Origin of the sequence: Lentibacillus kapialis, from assembly GCF_014646635.1 — a bacterium.
GTDB classification, from domain to species: domain Bacteria; phylum Bacillota; class Bacilli; order Bacillales; family Amphibacillaceae; genus Lentibacillus; species Lentibacillus kapialis.
The window spans coordinates 15632-36097 of the sequence record NZ_BMNQ01000037.1; the positions used below are offsets into that span (position 1 = coordinate 15632).

18 protein-coding genes, 2 tRNA genes and 1 pseudogene are annotated in these 20466 nt (G+C 39.5%); 8 read left to right on the forward strand and 13 right to left on the reverse strand.

What is annotated here, in order from left to right:
- Window positions 1-108: 108 nt before the first annotated feature.
- Window positions 109-687 (forward strand): annotated as a pseudogene (locus IEW67_RS11990) (helix-turn-helix domain-containing protein); the annotation flags it as partial.
- 580 nt (window positions 688-1267) lie between these two features.
- Here the strand turns inward: IEW67_RS11990 and IEW67_RS11995 are convergent.
- The gene (locus IEW67_RS11995; RefSeq protein ID WP_188633315.1) at window positions 1268-4549 is read right to left on the reverse strand and encodes a type ISP restriction/modification enzyme; all 3282 of its coding nucleotides are present in this window, start codon (window positions 4547-4549) and stop codon (window positions 1268-1270) included.
- A 721-nt stretch (window positions 4550-5270) separates the two neighbouring features.
- On the opposite strand from IEW67_RS11995, the gene IEW67_RS12000 reads away from it, so the two are divergent.
- Window positions 5271-5594 (forward strand): hypothetical protein, encoded by a 324-nt coding sequence (locus IEW67_RS12000; RefSeq protein ID WP_188633316.1) that lies wholly within the window; start codon window positions 5271-5273, stop codon window positions 5592-5594.
- A gap of 43 nt (window positions 5595-5637) precedes the next feature.
- Here IEW67_RS12000 and IEW67_RS12005 read toward each other — a convergent pair whose 3' ends face one another.
- Window positions 5638-5793, reverse strand: coding sequence for a hypothetical protein (locus IEW67_RS12005; protein ID WP_188633317.1), 156 nt, complete (start codon window positions 5791-5793; stop codon window positions 5638-5640).
- 157 nt (window positions 5794-5950) lie between these two features.
- On the opposite strand from IEW67_RS12005, the gene IEW67_RS12010 reads away from it, so the two are divergent.
- The 3 genes from IEW67_RS12010 to IEW67_RS12020 all read left to right on the forward strand — a co-directional run bounded on the left by IEW67_RS12010 (window position 5951) and on the right by IEW67_RS12020 (window position 8540).
- Window positions 5951-6358 (forward strand): helix-turn-helix domain-containing protein, encoded by a 408-nt coding sequence (locus IEW67_RS12010; protein ID WP_188633318.1) that lies wholly within the window; start codon window positions 5951-5953, stop codon window positions 6356-6358.
- A 224-nt stretch (window positions 6359-6582) separates the two neighbouring features.
- Window positions 6583-7251, forward strand: a complete 669-nt coding sequence (locus tag IEW67_RS12015) for an ImmA/IrrE family metallo-endopeptidase (protein WP_188633319.1) — start codon at window positions 6583-6585, stop codon at window positions 7249-7251.
- A 92-nt stretch (window positions 7252-7343) separates the two neighbouring features.
- Window positions 7344-8540, forward strand: coding sequence for a tyrosine-type recombinase/integrase (locus IEW67_RS12020; RefSeq protein ID WP_188633320.1), 1197 nt, complete (start codon window positions 7344-7346; stop codon window positions 8538-8540).
- 95 nt (window positions 8541-8635) lie between these two features.
- Here IEW67_RS12020 and groL read toward each other — a convergent pair whose 3' ends face one another.
- Together groL and groES are read right to left on the reverse strand one after the other, a co-directional pair.
- Window positions 8636-10270, reverse strand: a complete 1635-nt coding sequence (gene groL, locus IEW67_RS12025) for a chaperonin GroEL (RefSeq protein WP_188633321.1) — start codon at window positions 10268-10270, stop codon at window positions 8636-8638.
- Between the two features lie 54 nt (window positions 10271-10324).
- Entirely contained in the window at window positions 10325-10609 is a 285-nt protein-coding gene (gene groES, locus IEW67_RS12030) for a co-chaperone GroES (protein ID WP_188633322.1), read from the reverse strand.
- Window positions 10610-10881: 272 nt separating this feature from the next.
- Here groES and IEW67_RS12035 point away from each other — a divergent pair, with 272 nt between their 5' ends.
- Window positions 10882-11595, forward strand: coding sequence for a CPBP family intramembrane glutamic endopeptidase (locus tag IEW67_RS12035; protein ID WP_188633323.1), 714 nt, complete (start codon window positions 10882-10884; stop codon window positions 11593-11595).
- Between the two features lie 6 nt (window positions 11596-11601).
- Entirely contained in the window at window positions 11602-11805 is a 204-nt protein-coding gene (locus tag IEW67_RS12040; RefSeq protein ID WP_188633324.1) for a YdiK family protein, read from the forward strand.
- A gap of 59 nt (window positions 11806-11864) precedes the next feature.
- Here IEW67_RS12040 and IEW67_RS12045 read toward each other — a convergent pair whose 3' ends face one another.
- Window positions 11865-12497, reverse strand: coding sequence for a redox-sensing transcriptional repressor Rex (locus IEW67_RS12045; protein WP_188633325.1), 633 nt, complete (start codon window positions 12495-12497; stop codon window positions 11865-11867).
- A 1-nt stretch (window position 12498) separates the two neighbouring features.
- Window positions 12499-12993: a cyclic pyranopterin monophosphate synthase MoaC gene (moaC, locus tag IEW67_RS12050; protein ID WP_188633326.1), complete on the reverse strand. Its 495-nt coding sequence runs from the start codon at window positions 12991-12993 to the stop codon at window positions 12499-12501.
- 136 nt (window positions 12994-13129) lie between these two features.
- Here moaC and IEW67_RS12055 point away from each other — a divergent pair, with 136 nt between their 5' ends.
- Window positions 13130-15043: an ABC-F family ATP-binding cassette domain-containing protein gene (locus tag IEW67_RS12055; RefSeq protein ID WP_188633327.1), complete on the forward strand. Its 1914-nt coding sequence runs from the start codon at window positions 13130-13132 to the stop codon at window positions 15041-15043.
- 272 nt (window positions 15044-15315) lie between these two features.
- On the opposite strand, the gene tsaD is transcribed toward IEW67_RS12055, so the two are convergent.
- The 7 genes from tsaD to IEW67_RS12090 all read right to left on the reverse strand — a co-directional run bounded on the left by tsaD (window position 15316) and on the right by IEW67_RS12090 (window position 20271).
- Window positions 15316-16326, reverse strand: a complete 1011-nt coding sequence (tsaD, locus tag IEW67_RS12060; RefSeq protein WP_188633328.1) for a tRNA (adenosine(37)-N6)-threonylcarbamoyltransferase complex transferase subunit TsaD — start codon at window positions 16324-16326, stop codon at window positions 15316-15318.
- Window positions 16323-16772 carry a ribosomal protein S18-alanine N-acetyltransferase gene (gene rimI / locus IEW67_RS12065; protein WP_188633329.1) on the reverse strand — a complete coding sequence of 150 codons (450 nt, stop codon included), beginning with the start codon at window positions 16770-16772 and terminating at the stop codon, window positions 16323-16325. The genes tsaD and rimI overlap by 4 nt, the downstream gene beginning before the upstream one ends.
- Complete coding sequence (gene tsaB, locus IEW67_RS12070) at window positions 16765-17466, reverse strand: tRNA (adenosine(37)-N6)-threonylcarbamoyltransferase complex dimerization subunit type 1 TsaB (protein WP_188633330.1); 702 nt, start codon at window positions 17464-17466, stop codon at window positions 16765-16767. The genes rimI and tsaB overlap by 8 nt, the downstream gene beginning before the upstream one ends.
- 15 nt (window positions 17467-17481) lie before the next feature.
- On the reverse strand, window positions 17482-17943 hold the full coding sequence (gene tsaE / locus IEW67_RS12075; protein ID WP_188633331.1) for a tRNA (adenosine(37)-N6)-threonylcarbamoyltransferase complex ATPase subunit type 1 TsaE: 462 nt from the start codon (window positions 17941-17943) through the stop codon (window positions 17482-17484).
- Complete coding sequence (gene thiL / locus IEW67_RS12080; protein ID WP_188633332.1) at window positions 17940-18923, reverse strand: thiamine-phosphate kinase; 984 nt, start codon at window positions 18921-18923, stop codon at window positions 17940-17942. The genes tsaE and thiL overlap by 4 nt, the downstream gene beginning before the upstream one ends.
- Window positions 18924-19993: 1070 nt before the next feature.
- Window positions 19994-20070: transfer RNA gene (locus tag IEW67_RS12085), tRNA-Asp, on the reverse strand.
- Window positions 20071-20194: 124 nt separating this feature from the next.
- Window positions 20195-20271, reverse strand: a tRNA-Met gene (locus IEW67_RS12090).
- Between the last annotated feature and the right edge of the window lie 195 nt (window positions 20272-20466).

Consider the following 20466-nt stretch of genomic DNA (forward strand, 5'->3'; position numbering starts at 1 on the left):
TATATGGTAACTTAAAAATCGACCACCATGTTCATTGAAAATCCGGCCAGTAGATTGATAATCTCACTTGTATAAAACATACAAGTGGGGGCAGGAGAGATGATCACAATGAACCAGAAATACCAGGCATTAATTCTGTATGCACACGAAGGGAGGTCGATGCGGCAGATTGCCAGGGATACAGGAATCCATCGGGAAACCGTCAGTAAATACGTCAGGGAGTACGAAAAAAAACGCAGTCGTCTTATGGAGGGAGGTGTCCATGTCGAAGCCTTGATTGAATCGTTGACGGAGAAACCTGCCTATAAAACAGGTAATCGGCCCAAACGAAAATTAACATCAGAGATTGAATTGCGGATTCAGGAATTTCTGCAGGAAAATCAAGAGAAACGCCACAAAGGGCAAACTAAACAACAGAAAACAATCATTGACATGTATGAGGCACTCGAAGCTGAGAAGGTGGATATTAGTTACAGTACCGTTCGGCGAACGGTAAGACAGTTGGAACACAGGCCAAAAGAGGCTTTTATCAAAGAGACGTATCTTCCCGGAGATGTTTGCGAATTTGATTGGGGTGAAGTCAAACTGACGATTGGAGGATCGATGCATACATTTCAAATGGCGGTATTTACGCCGGCTTATGGAAATTACCGTTGGGCCTGCTTGTTTCCTAAACAAACCACAGATCAGCCAAGAGGATTTGTTGAGTTTGATGATGATGAGGGTAAACATGGAATAGTTGCTTATGATAGAGCGTTGACAGATAAAGAGTTAAGTGATTTTGAAATGAAAGAATTAAATCTTAAGCAAGATAAAGAAAAGGATAAAGAACAGATACAGAAACTGGATATGGAAATATAGGAATCACACTTATTTATTTTGAAATAAATACGCTTAACTTTTAATCGTTTTATTGTTTGGATAGAGTACACCCTGATTTTACAAAGAGAAAATTCGTGTCCTTAGTCTTGAAATTGTTCAATCAGGGTTGTTCAGTAGAAGGGATGGTAAAAAAACAATTATACGAATTCCTAACTTTGAAGTGGAGAACCAATGGCGGAGTATCTAAAATTCATGACGCAATTTTATCAGCATTCATTACTCTGCCCTAATTCATAGGCAGACAACTTATGCGTTAGCATGACCATTCATTATTTTTCAATTAAAAAATCCCACCCTATAGATTGAAAGTAAGGGTAAAAAAGGGGCAAATAACGTACCGAATTTAAAAAGAGAGAAAACAAACAAGGAAACCCATAAACACTCTTTACATCTTTATTGGCAAACCACCGTAAACTTTTAATACTTGATCTATTTCTTGAGTTAAGTTAATTGTTTTTACAATTGAACCAACCATCTTTTGAAAATACTCTAGTTCATTAAAACTTAATTTTCGACCAACCCTATCTTTTAACCATCTTGAAGATATCTGGTATCCTCCTACCCAATAATTCCATACATCTATAGGAACATTATCAAAGTATTGACATTTATTTATAAACAATTTACCCAAATGTTCATTTGTTGATTCAAAATTAACTTCTTTGACTATATTATCCCCGGCAACTGGGAAACTGGTAGTTATTTCACCATCAACTTCCACATGATTTTTCATTAATTGTTCACCTAAGTCCCTTAATGACTTGAACAATGATATATTGGATGAGAATTGTATTCTTGGGTAATCAGTTTTTAAAAATGAGACATATCTTTCTCTATATAAATTAGAGTTTAGAATAGCATAAATATAATTGTAGAAATCCATCGGACCTATTGTACGTTGTAAATCACCTTTTCCATCAGAAATATATTTAAGGTTTAAGGCGTTGGAAATTTCGTTAACAAATTTTTCAGTAAAGTTAGCATCTTTATGATCCTCAGTAAATAGATTGTTCTCGATCTCTTCTTTTGTAGGGTATATATAAAGAGGGAACATAAACGCAGTCCCACGATTACTCAGAGTATAACGATTATTTATCATCGAATCCGTAGCAAATACATGATTGAATTCATCTTCTGCCACTTGTCTTACTGTTACCAACGCAAGGTTTGTTCGTAACATGTTACTCATAATTTTACGTTTTGGACGATCAATAGCATCGTTATGATAGAAAATATATCTTTTGTCATAAGGTTTTAAATCACATTCCTCAATTACATTTTTCCAATTGTCATCTTTGTATATAGTTTTCCTTTTTTGCGCCATCTTCCACTCACTATTGTCCCCCGCAAGATTATTTCCTTTAGCAGTGGTACCAAAAAATTTAAAACGTGTTTCATCATCCGAAATGTTTGGATTCATAAAATCACTTATTTTCCTGTGAAGTTCCTCTTCGGTAAAACCGAATACTAATGAATCCCTATGCGTTTTAATACCTGTCACCTTAACTGGCATAATGTCATCTAGTTTATAACCGTTTAGATACTCTTTTTCTTTTTTTAGATCTTGTGGAGTGAATAAATAGTGGGGACTACTAGGCTTTAAAACGTTATCCCAATTAGTAGAAGAGATATTGTTTTTGTTTAACCATTCATATTTCTCCTGTCTTCTTCCCCATAAGTCCTTGTAATACACAGTCCCATGTTGCTTCTGAGAATATTGCTTCTTTACAAAAATGGCTATAGAAACTCCTTGTTTTATATCAAAAACGTTTTGATCAACCGTACCATCCGGTGAAGTTTCTTTACGCGAACTGTTTCCGTGTAAGTTAATAATATAGATGTCATCAAATGTTTTTAGTAAGCTTTCTCTCATACCTCTAAAAGTTGGATTATTGAGATAACCGTGGTTAGTAATTAAACCAAGAACCCCATACCCTGTTCTTTCTATTTTCCATTGCGAGAATCTAATAAACTTCACATAATCATCCAATAAATTTTTCGGATTAGCTTCACCCAAGGACTTACCCTCAACTTTAAAGTAGTTACTAATTAATTTTTCTGGGCTTTTGAAGGTTTGATCTATAGCTTTAGCACTATAGGTGTCCTCACCCTTTAGAAGTTTTATAATCCACTCTCCTGTATTAACAGAATTCACAGAATATGGAGGATTACCTACAATAACCATTACTGGGTTATGTGTCTTTATCTTACTAGCTGAATTAGACTCTTCTGCTAACCAATGTGTAAATAGGTTTGTTCCCGCTATTTCGTTTGGTTTTTCAAGTGTATTGGTTAAATACACTTGTAGTCTTTCTGGAGATTCAAATTTATATCCCAGCTCTTGTAAAAGCAAACTTAATTTCATATGAGTCACAGCATATGAAGCCATTAAAATTTCAAATCCATGTAACCTTGGTAAAAGATGCTCTGAAACATAACCCGACCACATGCCCTTGTTATTTTCATAGTATTTATAAATTTTGTTAATAACACTATGTAAAAATGTTCCTGTACCTGTAGCAGGGTCTAATATTTGTACTCGGTGAACATCCTCGGTTTTTCTCTTACCTTTCTCACTTTCTATTTTATTTACTCTAACTTTTGATGTATCTGCTAAACCATCCGCAAGATCAAATGAACTCTTTAATACAGTATCAACACTCTCAACAATATAGGAAACTACTGATTCAGGAGTGTAATATACGCCCCTTACTTCTCTTAGTTTTTCATCGTATGATGCTAGGAAAGTTTCATAAAAGTGTAATACAGGATCAAATTTACCTGAGTTGTTTCCAAAATCATTGAGTATTTGGGTTATATCCGTTTCCCTAAACATTTTTACCAAATCATCAACTACCCATGCGATTCTTTCATCAAGCTCAGGTCCAGCTACGTGATTGAACATCTTCCTAAGAAAGGGATTGGTTTTAGGTATTGAATACACTGCATTCATTCTCGTAAACGGTTCATCATTAACACTTTTTTTAAAGTTAAATCTTGATGCAAACAGGCCATAACAGATAGTCTGTGCATACATATCTGCAAATTCATCAGGGTTAAGTGTGTTTATAAGGATTTCTCTAAAAGCCTCCAATTGCTTATGGATGCTTGATGCATCAGATTGATTTTCACTTCTGAAAATTTCTTTTATAATATCGTGAATTAATTTTGAATAGCCAGCCATTCTTGAAGCGAGAAGTTCTGAACTAGTAACTTTGGGAGTTTCCAAAGCAAAAAAGGATTCTAATAAATCTTTTAGCTTTTTATACTCATGAGTAACTATTTCTATTTTTCCATTTCTATTGAATTTGCCTATCTTAGCTGAGTATCTAAACTCACCTTGGACATACCATCGAAACTCAAGATAATTAGTTAGAATCAAGTTGTCTAAACTAGTTAAATACCTTGTTAATTGTTCACTTTGTTCGACATCATCTAAATTTTCACCTATATCTTTAGCTTCTACGTAACCAATGGAGTGTTGCCCTTGAGTAATAATAAAATCTGGAGCACCAAAATCTGATCTCTTCGGTTCATTAGTAGCAATAATCTCTTCATTAATTGTTTCAATCATAATTTTTAAAGCTGTTCTATGAGTATGTTCGGTAGCATTATTCAATTGTAAATTTTTATTTAATTCATTCAGGTAGTTATTGAATACCTTCACCTAAATCATCCTTCTTTTAACTAGTTACATATAACAAAAGTTTAACACATTCCTATGTGAATTGCTTTATTTACCGCATTCTTTCTGTCGCTTGAAAGAAGAAAAAAAAATAAAGACAGCAACAATAACAATTAAGTTGGCTATCTATATCATTTTTGTAAAGACATAAATATTTTGATTTCGTTTATGTTTGTGGTGATAAAATTGGTGTCATGCCAAGTGAAATAACTTGAAATGTAATGATATAATAACTCTCAACAATAGTAGGCTATCATTGTTTTGCTATGGACTGAAATGGATTAAATTGCTTCTAATTGCTTTCCTGAACCATGAACAAACAGTTAAAAAAGAAAAGGCCAAAGTCGTCATAGCGATAATTGGCGAAGTATAGTTGTAAAAATGTTGCTTGGTCAATTTATTGGTTATGAAATAATACAGGAGTTAAATGAACATGCAACCACCATGCTATTAAGTGTCGGTACACTTTGGGCTGTATAGAATAATAGGTGTTGAAATGGTTAAAAGCCTCGCTGCTGCGAGATGTTGAAAAGAGGGAATTACAGCCCTTTGAAGCCGAGTCCGCCCATTTAGTTTGTGCAGTGCCAATGAAATATTCAAAATTCGTTACTATAGGAAATAATTAAAATAAATTTGTAAAACAAGCAGGAAAATAGTCCTCTTTTGTAGAAATAAAATCTAAAAAGACAAAGAGGGGATACTAGTGGAAAATATTTTTGATTCAGTACATAGTATGGACTTGGAGAATGAAAGCCTTATAAAAAGAAGTGCAACAGAAGGTGCTATGGAGGAGTATATAATTGATTTAATAAAGAAGAGTCGATTAAATAAAAATAAAAGAGCTTACAAATTTGCGAGTGAGAAAGTTGAGTTACATACTTTAGTTATGGAGATAATTAATACTGGATTTAATCAAAATTCACTAGAAGAAAATACTAATAGAATTGCTAAGAGATGGTTTGATAAAGAAAAAGATACACAAGAAAGGTATAGCCAAATTATGAGCTTACCAAAAGGTAGTGTGTAGCTTGATCCAATCATGCTTTCAAACAGCTGACTCTTTTCTGTTTCTAATAGCTAAAATCGAACATGAGGATCCACTTACGCTTACCAGTTGAAATTCCGTGGTACCAGGCTACGGTTTTATTACACTTTTGAGCGATAAAAGTCTTAGTTACCCCCTTTTCTTTACGAATGCTTTCAATTTTTTCATGGACTGGTTTCATGTTAGTCCTCCTTCTAATAAAGCGTAACGCTTAATTTGTTTTTATTATAATTACGCAATACGCTAAAGTCAAGGGTTTCTTAAATATTTTTTAGCTTTTCGCTTAATTTGTTTAACAATACGCTTAAGAATGTTATGTTTAATTTGAGGTGTAAACGATGAATGTATTAGGTAAACGCCTAAAAGAAGCTAGAGTAAAAGCTGGATATAAACAAGTAGATGCATGTAAAAAACTTGGGATATCAAATGGGACATTATCTGGATATGAAAGAAACTACCGTGACCCTGATACTCAAACTCTTAATAAAATGGCAACTCTATATGAAGTTTCAGTTGACTGGTTAATAGGAAATTCTGAAGATCCTGAACCTACAAAAGAGGATGACTTCGATTCCCTAACAGCCTTAAAAGAAATTGTAGAGGATCTCGGAATTGAAGACTTATTCTTTCACAACATAGATGATATTAGAAATCTTAGTCCAGAAGCTGTTGAAGATATAAAAAATCACCTTGAGTATACTATTTATAAAGAAAAGCAACGTAGAGAGGAAGAGAATAAGAAATAGAAGCATAACATGCAATGCACAATACAAGGGTGCTTTTGATTAACACTCAATAAAGGCCGTGTGTATATGGGACTATTAGACAACTTAGCAAAATGCCACTTAATAAAATTAGTCATTGCCTCTCTATAGACCCATCAGTGAATAGTAGTAAATAGATGCGCAAAATGATGTGCATCTTTTTTATATAATTAAATAGAACATACGTTTCCTTTAAGGGGGATATCATGAAATACATCACTACACCTTTAGAAGATTCCATTCAAAAACTATACTGCAGAATTGGGATTAAAGAACCTAAACATCCGATAGAGGATATTGCCGCAAGACTAGGTATCAGTATTTATTATCAGAAGATACCACTATCAGTAGACGGAACCATGTTCATTGATCCCTGTCTACACAAAAATAGACAGCGAGAACTTTTCGGACACGAATTAGGCCATGTGTTGCTTCATGTAGGAATTCAACTAGGGATGCCGGAAGATTTTCGGCATATGCAAGAAGCCAAAGCACGTAATTTTGCATTGCACTTCACAGTACCAACATTTATGCTTTTGGAACTCAATATGCCTAAGTATCGAAATCAAGCTATAAACTTGATTGCTGAAACGTTTGGGGTTACTCATGACTTTGCAGATGAACGTCTTTTGCATTATGAGAGGCAAATAAACGGAACACTATTTTATGAAGAACTTTTAAAATGCAGTGAATTTCCAGAGGATTATCACTTGGACGAGATCGATGTTTACGATGATTTACCTTTTTACGAGCAACCCGATTTCAAAAAATTAATTGAGGAATTTAAAAAGAATGGTGCTACTGATGAAGAGATTCAAGGGTTGATAACTCAAATAGATAGAAAAAAAACTGTCTCCTATTATTTTAACTACTAATAAAACAATCATCTATTCTATTTAACATAGTAGAATTATGTGTTTTTACTACTACTTTTAGTTCTATGATAATCTCAGAGAGGAGTCTAATTATGGGGTACTTTCAAAAAGTTAAAGCCAAAAACAAACAAGGATATAAGTGGAAATATACTGAGGAGGGACCAAAGGATCCGGTCTCCGGTAAACGCCGGCAACTAACTCGACGAGCTGATACTAAAAAGGAAGCAAAGAAAAAAGCTGAACAGGCAATAAAAGGAATCAAAGACAATATGGGCATGTCTCTGGACCGAAATATTACCTTTCAGGAATTTTCTGCCGCATGGTTCGGGTCATATAAAAAGCGCAATAAGGTAAGTACAGTCAATGTGAGGAGAAAAAATCTAAAACACCTTAATCATTATCTCGGTCCCTCTAAGCTTGAATCAATAACACTGGATCAGTATCAGCATATGTTAGATAATCTCTTCGAAAAGAACTATGCGGTAAACACCATAAGCAACATACACGCTTGCGCCAGCATGATTTTTAAAGAGGCTATGAAAAAAAATAAAATATTAAAAGACCCTACGCAATTTGCGGAGATGCCTAAAAAACAAGAAACGGTTGAAGAGATCGAAAGTCAAGAAGTGAAGGAGCTTTATTTAGAGAAAGAAGAGCTTGCAGGATTTTTACAAGCTGCTAAAGTTTGGGGACTAGAACGTGATTATATTATCTTCCTGACATTAGCTTATACTGGTTTAAGAGCCGGTGAACTTGTTGTTTTGAAGTGGAAGGATATTGATTTTGAAAAACAAGAAATCAGTGTTACCAAAACTTTATACAATCCAAATAATAATACGGTTAAATATAGATTAGTTCCTCCAAAAAATAAAGGATCTATCAGGACTATAGGCATTGATGAAATAGTTTTGAAAGAACTTGAAAAACATCAAACGCAACAGAATAAATTGAAAATGCAATACCGTGATTTTTATTATGACCAGGGTTTTGTTTTTGCGAAATCTGGAGAATATATGGGTTATCCTGACTTCATTAAAACCATTGAAAATAGAATGCGCAGATTATTAAAGAAAATGGGTGAGAAAGAATACTTAACACCGCACTCCTTTCGTCACACTCATACTTCACTTTTAGCTGAAGCCGGGGTTAGTTTACCAGAAATCATGGAACGATTAGGTCACGTTGATGATGATACGACCACACAGGTTTATTTGCATGTAACAAAAAGCCGAAAAAAAGAAGCCTCTCAAAAATTCGGAGAACTAATGAGAGGCATTCATCAATTATAAAATCATTCAATTTTTCCAGAGAATGTGGTCAAATTGTGGTCAACTAACTATTTAACACTTTTAAAACCACTCATATCAATGGACTTGGGCGACCGTTACATCATGCCGCCCATACCGCCCATGCCACCCATGTCAGGTGCACCGCCGCCGCCATCATTATCATCAGGATGGTCAGCCACTACAGCTTCTGTTGTGAGGAACATTGCTGCAACGGATGCGGCGTTTTGCAGTGCTGAACGGGTAACTTTTGTCGGGTCAACAATACCTGCGTCAATCATATTGACCCATTCGCCGTTTGATGCGTTAAAGCCGATGCCGACGTCTTCACCTTTCAGGCGCTCAACGACGATGGAGCCTTCCATGCCGGAGTTGTGCGCGATTTGACGGATTGGTTCTTCAAGCGCACGAAGCACAATGTTTGCTCCCGTTGCTTCATCATCAGTCAGATCAAGTGCGCCGATCTTTGCAAGAGCATTGATGTATGCTGTTCCACCGCCGGAAACAAGGCCTTCCTCAACGGCAGCGCGTGTTGAGTTCAACGCATCCTCAATGCGAAGTTTACGTTCTTTCAGTTCGGTTTCGGTTGCTGCACCGACCTTAATGACTGCGACACCACCGGCCATTTTTGCAAGGCGTTCCTGCAGTTTCTCTTTATCAAATTCAGAAGTGGACTCTTCAGCTTGTGCACGAACCTGTGAAACACGCTGAGAGATTGCATCAGGGTTGCCGGCGCCTTCAACAATCGTAGTGTTGTCTTTTGTTACAACGATTTTGTTGGCACGGCCAAGCTGTTCCATTGTAGCGTTCTTCAACTCAAGTCCAAGGTCTTCTGTGATGACTTCAGCACCGGTCATGGTTGCAATGTCTTCAAGCATTGCTTTACGGCGGTCACCGAATCCAGGAGCTTTAACAGCTACCGCGTTGAATGTTCCGCGCAGTTTGTTGACAACCAGTGTTGCGAGCGCTTCGCCTTCAACATCTTCAGCAATGATCAAAATCGGCTTGCCTTGCTGAACGACCTGTTCGAGTACAGGCAGTACTTCCTGGATATTACCGATTTTCTTATCAGTGATCAGGACATATGGATCTTCCAATTCAGCTTCCATTTTATCCTGATCAGTTACCATGTATGGAGAAGCATATCCGCGGTCGAATTGCATACCTTCAACCACTTCAAGTTCAGTGTTGAAACCTTTTGATTCCTCAATGGTAATAACACCGTCATTACCAACACGCTCCATCGCTTCAGCAATTAGGTTGCCGACTTGATCATCGTCGGAAGAGATAGCTGCAACCTGGGAAATGGAGTCTCTGCCTTCAATCGGTTTGGAAATGCCTTTCAATTGATTCACGGCCGCTTCAACAGCTTGTTCGATACCACGACGGACTCCAACCGGGTTAGCGCCGGATGCCACGTTTTTCAGTCCTTCACGGATCATCGCCTGGGCAAGTACAGTCGCAGTTGTTGTACCGTCACCGGCAACATCATTTGTTTTGGATGCAACTTCTGATACGAGCTGGGCACCCATGTTTTCAAAATGGTCTTCCAGTTCGATTTCCTTGGCAATGGTTACACCATCATTTGTGATGAGCGGTGAACCGAATTTTTTATCCAATACAACATTACGACCTTTTGGTCCCAATGTTACTTTAACGGCATCTGCCAGTGTATCGACACCGCGCAGCATGGCACGACGGCCTTCTTCACTGAATTTTAGTTCTTTAGCCATTTAAAACGCCTCCTTGGAATTTCGTTTATGTGCCGACATTATTCCGACTATAAATTACTCCACTACAGCCAAAATGTCATTTTCACGCAGGATTAAGTAGTCACTTCCGGAATAGCTTACCTCAGTTCCGGCAAATTTTGAATAAATAACACGATCTCCTTCATTCACTTCCACCGCAACTTTCTCACCTTGGTCTGTTGCGCGGCCGGAACCTACTGCAACGACAGTGCCTTCCTGGGGTTTTTCCTGTGCAGAATCCGGAAGAACAATGCCGCTTGCTGTTGTTTCCTCTTGCTCCACAAGCTCAATTACAACACGATCTCCTAGTGGTTTAATCATGTCGACAACCTCCTTAATTCCTTTTTCATGTATTTGAAGGATTTTGTTAGCACTCCAACTTGGTGAGTGCTAATTCCAATTATTATAATAAATAATTCATTTATAAAATGCAAGCATTTCCTTCGTTATTTTTCGATTTTTACGATTACCGTCGTTCAGCCCGTACCATTATAAAACGAGACGTCATTTATGCTAAAATGTAGATTGTAATTTTTAGATTTAAATGTAATACATATACTATATCAACCGAGCAATAAAGGAGTCGTTATATTTTGGCGAATCGTTACTGGTATGTGATTATAACGTATATCATCATGCAATTTTCCGGGTTATTATTTGCACCGCTCCTGTATTTGGTGACACCACTTGGGGAAATGCAAGCAACCATTTACTGGTCTATTTTTAGTTTTATTGCAGCACTTGTCGTTGTGCTGTTTCTCTTGCGCCCGGATATGAAAACAACGCCGCATCGAAATGCTGCATCAGCTGGCGAAATCGTACTATGGTCTCTTGCCGGTTTATTCATGGCCTATTTCGCCAATTATGCAGCCACTATGATCGAAACCTATGTATTAGGTATAACACCTGGCTCGCAAAATACGCAAATGATTATGGATATCACCCGGACCGTTCCTTTTTTTGTAGTCGTTACAGCAATTGTAGCGCCGATTCTGGAAGAGATTGTCTTTCGGAAAATCATTTTTGGAGAACTTTACAAACGTCTCGGTTTTTTCTTGTCAGCAGCGATTTCCGCGTTCGTTTTCGGCATTATACATGGAGAGCCTGAACATATCCTGATCTACGCTTCCATTGGATTTGTTTTTGCCTTTCTTTATGTCAGGACAAAACGTATTATCGTGCCGATTATTGCACACATGGTTATGAATTCAATATCCGTTATCATCCAGCTATTACTTGATCCGGAAAAAATTGAAAAAATGATGAATCAGCTGGACAAAATGCAGTTGATATTGATTGGGGGCTAAGTTTTTATGAAAGTATCACCAACGTTGATGGGGTTTGTTTACCTGTTTTTAGGTATATTATTTACCTATGTAGCTATTCTGAGTGCGGATGAGACAATCTGGAATTTCATCACCATACTGCTCGCCTTTTTTGCCACACTCGATTTTGGCGTCGGCATACGCATGTTTATCATTCATTTCAAAATAAAGAAACATAACAAAAAGAAGTAGTCAGACGTACTGCTTCTTTTTTAATGCTTTTTTACAAACGCACTCTGCTTTAAGGCGGCTCACTTCGAAAGTGGATAGTGTTTTAGAAAATAAACGAGCGATTGCAATTCGACCGCCAGATCAATGTGATGGACGCGAATCGATGATGGCACTGTAATTCTCGCAGGGGTAAAATTCAAAATTCCGGAAATACCGAAATCAGCGAGCCGGTTCGTAATCGATTGCGCCTCATCAGACGGAACAGTCAAAATAGCCACTGATATATCTCCCATTTTCGCTTCCAGTTCATCTATATGATGAACAGGCACACTGCCAATATCTGAACCGACTTTATCAGAATCCGCATCAAAGGCCATCACGATTTTTGTGCTATTGTTTTTAAGGAAATTGTAATGTAAAAACGCAGTGCCAAGGTTTCCCGTCCCAATCAGAGCCACTTCAGTCAGTTCATCCTGATCCAGTGTTTTCCGGAAGAATCCAAGCAGATATTCCACATTGTATCCATACCCTTTTTTGCCCAGTGCGCCAAAATAAGAAAAGTCACGTCTAATGGTTGCTGAATCGACTTTAACTGCTTCACTCAGTTCTTTTGATGAGACGCGTTTTTTGCCTTGGTTATTCAGGTTATTTAAAAACCGATAATATAATGGCAACCGTTTAGCCGTTGCCTGCGGTATTTTATCCTGTTCCATGTCAGTCCTCCTCGACACCCCGGTGATAATCTCCTGATTTACCGCCGGTCTTGTTAACTAAATAGGTTTGGCCGATTATCATGCCTTTATCAAGTGCCTTACACATGTCATATACCGTAAGCGCTGTTGCTGAGGCCGCTGTCAACGCTTCCATCTCTACACCGGTTGACCCTTTTGTTTTGACTGATGCTTCAATTTGCAGTTCATATATATTATCTGCAATCGTCCAGTCAAATGCAATATCTGTTCCTTTCAACTGCAATGGATGACACATGGGTATCCAATCAGATGTGTTTTTGGCAGCCATAATTCCTGCCACTTGTGCGATTGCCAAAACATCTCCTTTTTTCATCGTGTTGGATGTGATTTTTTCATATAATTCCTTTGTGAGTTGAATGCTGGAGACAGCCGTGGCCGTGCGTTCCGTTTCCTGCTTTTCACTGATATCAACCATGCGTGCTCTTCCCTGCTCATTTAAGTGTGTGAAGTCAGACATCGTATCAGCCCCATTTCGATCATTTTTCTATCCCTATTCTATCAGAAAAAAATGATTAAGTCGTGATATAGTTCACAATATGATTGCCCTTCCAAATCGGAATGCGGTACACTTGGATGGAATGGAGTGAAAAACAATGATATTAATGCAGCTCAATGACGTTTCCAAGTCATTTGGAGCCGAAGAAATATTAGCCAATATTAAACTTGAAATAAATGAAAACGACCGAATCGCGATCGTCGGCAGAAATGGTGCCGGAAAATCAACCATTTTAAAAATTATGGCTGGAGAGCTTTCTTATGATGAAGGTGAGGTTTTTAAACCCAAGAACCTTTCCATCGGTTACCTGACACAGCACAGTAGCCTCGAGTCAGATAAATCTATGTGGAATGAAATGGTTACAGTATTTGATGATCTGCTTGCACAACAGCGGGAACTGCGACAATTAGAGGAAATGATGGGCCAGGCTGATTCTCTTTCAAAGACAGAATATGAACAGCTCCTCCTGGATTATGACAGGAAGCAACAAGCTTTTGAGGCAGGTGGCGGCTACCGGTATGAGGCAGACATTAAAGCTGTTCTCACAGGACTCAATTTTCAAGACTACGATTATAACACGCCCATAAACGAACTGAGCGGTGGTCAAAAGACCCGGCTGGCGCTTGGAAGGCTGTTATTGAAAAAGCCGGATCTATTAATTTTGGACGAGCCGACCAACCATCTTGATATCGATACAATGGCCTGGCTTGAGAATTACCTGGTCAGTTACCCTGGAGCCGTCACAATTGTATCACACGACCGATATTTCCTTGATAAAACCGTGTCAATCGTTTATGAAGTCAGCCGGCACCACTCAAAAAAATATCACGGCAACTACAGCTATTATTTAAAACAGCGGGCACTGGATTACGAAAAAGAGTTAAAAGAATATGAAAAACAACAGACCGAAATTAAGCGAATGGAGGATTTCATTCAACGTAACATTGCACGTGCTTCAACAACCAAGCGTGCCCAAAGCCGGCGGAAGCAACTCGCAAAGATGGAAAAACTGGATAAGCCCAAGGGGGATGAAAAATCAGCATCATTCTCATTCCGGATCAATCGATCAAGCGGGAATGATGTATTGCAAGTTGATCAGCTTGCTTTTCAATATGACAGTGAACCGGTGTTTTCCAATATCACGATGCATGCCAAACGCGGTGAGCGTATTGCTCTGGTCGGCCCAAATGGAGTAGGAAAAACAACCTTATTAAAAACCATTCTCGGAAAGCTAAAGCCAGCGTCGGGATCGATCACAATCGGCACCAATGTTCAAATCGGCTATTACGATCAGGAACAGCAGATGCTGAATTCAGCCAAAACCGTGCTGGACGAACTTTGGGATGACTATCCGGATATTGACGAAAAAGATATCCGGACGGTATTGGGAAATTTTCTCTTTTCCGGCGATGATGTCAAAAAAGTGGTCAATTCATTAAGCGGCGGTGAAAAAGCACGTCTGTCACTATCCAAACTCATGATGCAACATGCCAATCTGCTCGTGCTCGACGAACCGACCAACCACTTGGATATTGACAGTAAAGAAGTTTTGGAAGCAGCCATGGCAGACTTCCCGGGAACCATTATCTTTGTATCCCATGACCGTTATTTTATCAATAAAATTGCTGACAAAGTTGTGGAAATGCAACATGATGGTGCGACTATCTATTTGGGAGACTATGACTACTACCTTGAAAAGAAACAGGAAGAAGCCGAAATTGCAAAGCTGCTGCAGAAAGAAGAAACGGTGCAATCTGAAAATCAGGGCAAAGCGAAGTTCAAGGAAGACAAGCAACTTCAACGGGATAAACGAAAAAAAGAGCGCCGGATAAGTGAGCTCGAGGAATCCATTGAACAGCAGGAAGCAGAGCTCGCAGCACTTGAACAGAAAATGACAGATCCGGAAGTATATGAAGATCACGAAAAGTCACGCGAGCTTACAAAGCAAACAAGCGAATTAAAGCAGGAAATTGAACAGCAGATGGAAGAATGGACGTCATTACAGGAATAGTCGAAACCATTGATCAGTATTTAGCGCATTCCCGGTACAAGTTAGCACAGCTCAAATTGAATTAAAAGACGTTTGGGGTTTCCCAAACGTCTTTTAATTCATCCACAAACATATGCACGGATCAACAGCATTTATACCGAATCATCACAAGGTTATACACATTTCCCCCAAAACAACCGATATTTATCCACAATAACTATCCACATTTTCCAAAACACCCATCTCTGACATTATAAAAAATATCCACATAGATGTGAATAAGTCTGTGGATATTAATTAAGCATTAGAGATGGATTGGCATTTAAATCCCAACCCGACCGTTTCCCTTGTTTATAGGTAATAAATCCAGCAGCGGCAATCATAGCCGCATTATCTGTACACAAATTTAGTGATGGTATCAACAAAGGAATATTCGTATCACCAAATTTGGCGGCCAATGCCTTTCGTAAACCCTGGTTAGCCGCAACGCCACCGGCAACAATCACTTGTTGTGCACCATATTTCTGTGCGGCTTTCCATGTTTTGGTTGTCAGTACATCAACAACACTTGATTGGAAACTGGCGGCAATATCTTCCTTGCTTAATGATTCCCCGCGTTGTGAAGCATTGTGGATCGTGTTGATAACCGATGATTTCAAACCGCTGAAGCTAAAATCAAAACTATCATTTTCCAACCATGCTTTGGGAAAGTCAATCGATTCCTCCCCCTCGGCAGCCAATTGGTCAATCTGCGGCCCCCCGGGATATGGCAATTCCAGCATACGTGCAACTTTGTCATAGGCCTCGCCTGCTGCGTCATCACGTGTCTCACCAACTAATTCATAAGAGCCGTGTCCGTTCATCAAAACAAGTTCCGTATGTCCACCGGAGACAATCAGAGCGAGTAGCGGAAATTCGAATTCGCGTTCGAACCTGTTGGCATAAATGTGACCGGCAATATGATGCACACCAATCAGTGGTTTTTGTTTGGCAAATGCCAATGCTTTTCCAGCGTTAACACCAACCAACAGTGCACCGACAAGCCCCGGTCCTTCAGTGACAGCAATCGCATCAATCTTTTCCCATGTCATATTCGCTTGCTCAAATGCTTCCTCCAAAACAACTGTGATTTGTTCAACATGGTGACGTGATGCAACTTCCGGGACCACCCCACCGAATCGTTTGTGACTGTCTATTTGCGAAGCCACCACGTTGGAGATAATGTCTTTTCCATTTTCCACAATCGCCGCAGCCGTTTCATCACAGCTTGTTTCAATACCGAGAATATATTTGTCCGTTTTCATGATAAATTCACCCACATCACAATAGCATCTTCTTGATTATCCGTATAATAATTTTTACGGATACCGCCGGGAACAAGGCCAAATTTCCGATACATCCTTTGTGCTACGGTATTGGTAACCCGAACCTCCAGCGAAAGCCGTTTTGCTCCCATCTTTATCGCCTTCTCCAATAAGTGTAAAAAAAGTGTTTGTCCCAATTTTCGCCCCCGAAATGCAGGTGTAATGGCAATGCTGGTAACTTGTGCATCATCAATCACATGCCACATTCCTGCATATCCGACAATCTGATGATCAATCACTAGAACACAGTAGTGTGCATAATCATTATCGGTCAATTCCCGTACGATAATATCCCTTGGCCATGGTGCCAAAAACGTGCTTTTCTCGACTTCCAGGACCGCGTCAACGTCGGACAGTTTCATCTGACGAATAGCGATATCAGCCATTTTTCTCGTGTTCCTTTTTCAACCATTTGGCTTCCGCTTCCGCCAGTCGCAGATAATTCGGGATTAAGCCGTGTGTACTGTCAGGCTGAACATCTAAGCCGGCAAATGCTAAATGTGATGGGTCCGCCATGTGGAACGGCCCTTCCGGAATATTAGCTCTTTTGCCCATATACGCCTGTATTTGTTCTTCATGTTTCGTTATATCCGGGCTTAGAAAAAGAACTTCCTGACCGGTATCAGCGAGCTCTTTCAGCCAATCTTCCATCAGTACATTTTTTTCTTTAACAGCCAATTCAAGTTTATTATTTTTTTTGTGGTACAGCCCCGTGAAAACCAAACCCCGGCGTGCATCAAAAAATGGGCATATATAGGCATTATAAAAACGCCCCTGCCACGCAAGTGCTTCAAGACTGGAAATCCCTACTACCGGTATATTGAGTGACCATGCCATCGATTTTGCCGTCGTCAGCCCAATCCGTACACCTGTATATGAACCCGGGCCCTTTGCAACTACAATTTTATCCAGTTCTGCAGGTGTCATACTGACGTCATACATCAGCTGATTGATAGCCGGCATTAACCGTACAGAATGATTCTTTTTGATATTCGTCATAATACTGCCCACTAACTGGTCATCTTTCAGTAAAGCTGCCCCCAGTATTTGATTTGATGTATCGATCGCAAGTATATTCATTATTAAAAGAACTCCTTATAGCGCACCGAGTAATTCGGTGGCAACTGAGTCAAAATGTGTACCCTTTGGAAAAAAGTCCAATAAACGGGTGTTTTCATCGATGTATGCTATCTTAATTTCAAGATATACAGAAGGCAGGAATTCGCTGATGAAGTGTGCCCACTCTACAAGACAGACGCCCGAACTATTAAAATATTCCTCAAACCCTATATCCTCTTCGGATTCCTCTAGGCGGTAAACATCCATGTGGTAAAATGGAATCTCTCCCTGATATTCCTTAATGATGGTAAACGTGGGACTGTTGACAACACGTGTAACGCCGAGCCCTGAAGCAAGCCCCTTAGCAAAGGTCGTCTTGCCCGCTCCAAGATCACCTTCCAATGTGACGACATCGCCCGGTTTTAAAAATAAACCCAGTTGCCCGGCAACATGTTTGGTTTCCAAATCAGAATGTGTCTTAATCTGGTAATGACTCATTTTCTCACCTGCTTCAGATGGGTATAGCCTTTTTGCTCTAAGCGTCTCTTGAGCTGACGGTGGTCAACTAAGGATACTACAGGACCAGTATCTCCAAGTTTGTCCACGTGACCGATCTTAGTAATCCGTGTTTGTGATAAGTCGGCTGCTTTTAGGACATCTGCCCATCTGCTTTTCGGAACAACGCCAATTAATTCAAAGTCTTCCCCGCCGAACAATTTCCATTTAAATTGCTGTTCATCACTAAATTGGCCAAATTGTGAACTGACAGGCAGTCTCTCTTCATAAATGGTCAAGCTGACTTGCGAAGCTTGTGCAATTTCATTCGCTTCGTTGGCTATTCCATCACTGATATCATTTAATGCCAGTCGGGGGAGGAAATCCAACGCGCTGGCAAATTCAGCATTAACGGTCGGCATTCGATGTCGGCGATAATAAAACGCCTCATCACTATAATCATCAGGATTATTGAGCATAAAAAGACCTGCTGCCGAATCCCCCAACGTACCGGTTGCAAATACAATATCACCCGGTCTTGCAGCACTTCTGTATCTTGCTTTGTTCCGGTTAACATAGCCAAATGCTGTGATAGATAACGTCAGTTCTTTACCGGATACTGTATCTCCGCCGATCAAATCCATTCCGTAAGCACTCCCCAGTTCGGCCATACCTGAATACATATCGTGCAGTTCATCTTCACTCCAGAAATCCGGTATAACGATTGAAACAAGATAGGACGCCGGCACAGCTCCCATAGCAGACAAATCACTGATATTGGCTGCAAGTGCACGATAGCCAATATGAAAGGGGGTCATAACGGATCTGGAAAAATGCACGTTTTCAACAAAAACATCGACGGCAGTGACAACATCCTGCGCAGGCTGACGAAACACTGCCGCATCATCACCAACACCTTTGATAATCGAAGACTGTTTATATGTATGTTGCTTTATCGCATCAATAAAAGTAAATTCATCCATTTTCATCACCAATCATTGTTTATACCAATAATAGCAAAAACAGCTTAAAAAGGAAATTTAGCAGAATGGCGAACGAGCTATACTATAGTTGGTGCAGACATTCATTTTCATGGTAGATGGTGGCTACGAGAAGGCGTAGCCATGTTCGTTTCTTATAAGGTCATCCATCATTTATACTTTCTGACGTTATTAAAAAACCGGACAACGTACGGCCCGGTTTTTTCTATCTTCGTCAAAGGAGACCCGATAATTTATATTCCTTCCATGTATGACTCTATAATACACCGGATACCCCCAGCCACAATGCTCACAGCATCCGACGGCCTCTACCGTAACCACCCAGGTTCACGATCCAAAGAAACAAATAACGGAAGAGAGCGTCCGCCTAAACTGGATTATCCAAACCTAACGGATCCTCCTTCCGCTAAATGGACATAAATCACCCTATTTAGTGGTATCATGAATCCTCATTCCGCTATTCGGCTAAAATCAGGACAAAACTAAGACGGAAAGAGGAAATAACGGAATGAGGATCCGCTAACGTGTTGGAAAAGCATTAATTGACGCAAATAGCGGAATGAGAATCCGCTGAAGTTAAATTTTCCAAACAGTATGGATTCTCGTTCCGCTAATTGGACACAAATCGCTCTATTTTAGTCCTAATTGAATTTCCCACCGCTTAGCTGACATTTGAAGCGGATTTTCCTACCCTATTATCGCCGCCACTTTTTGTTCACATATTGTTGCGGGCTTTGCTTTGCCTGCAGAGCCTCCAAATCCCTCTTCGCAGAGGACAACCAGTCAATCCAACCCCTCAGGGGGAGGACCTTACTTCAGCTACGATACATACATTAAAGAATAAAGTTATTGTGTGGATTTGAATCACCTAGACTGTCCAGCGTTGGTACACTAAAATACCACGGTATTGGGTATTATGACACCTTGAATTTTTATACATTCATATCTTTTTAAAAATGACCGCTTTCACGGTCAAGGAAAACGGTCATTTTAAATACTATTTATTTTAATGAAAAATCATGTTTATATACAACACATTTTTTAATTTAAAATGGCGGTCCGGACGGGACTCGAACCCGCGACCTCCTGCGTGACAGGCAGGCATTCTAACCAGCTGAACTACCGGACCCTGTGGTCAATGGTCACTTTTAGTTGAATTACAAAGTACTGTTCAGTTATAAAAAGCACCGATAAACATTCGATGCAGTCCAATACTTTTGCTATTTGATCAACGTAGACAGGTTAAATAATTTTGGTTGCGGGGGCAAGATTCGAACTTGCGACCTTCGGGTTATGAGCCCGACGAGCTACCAGACTGCTCCACCCCGCGATATGAGATAATAGTGTTGCATGTACTTTAAAATCAACGATTGTCTGAGACAACAGATTCAATTATAATCATTTTTCATGAAAAATGCAAGGGATTTTTTGTTGCACCCTAAAAACTGAATAAGAGCGGCATTCGTTTGCGCTAAAGATTAGTTAAGTCCTCGATCGATTAGTATCCGTCAGCTCCACGTGTCAC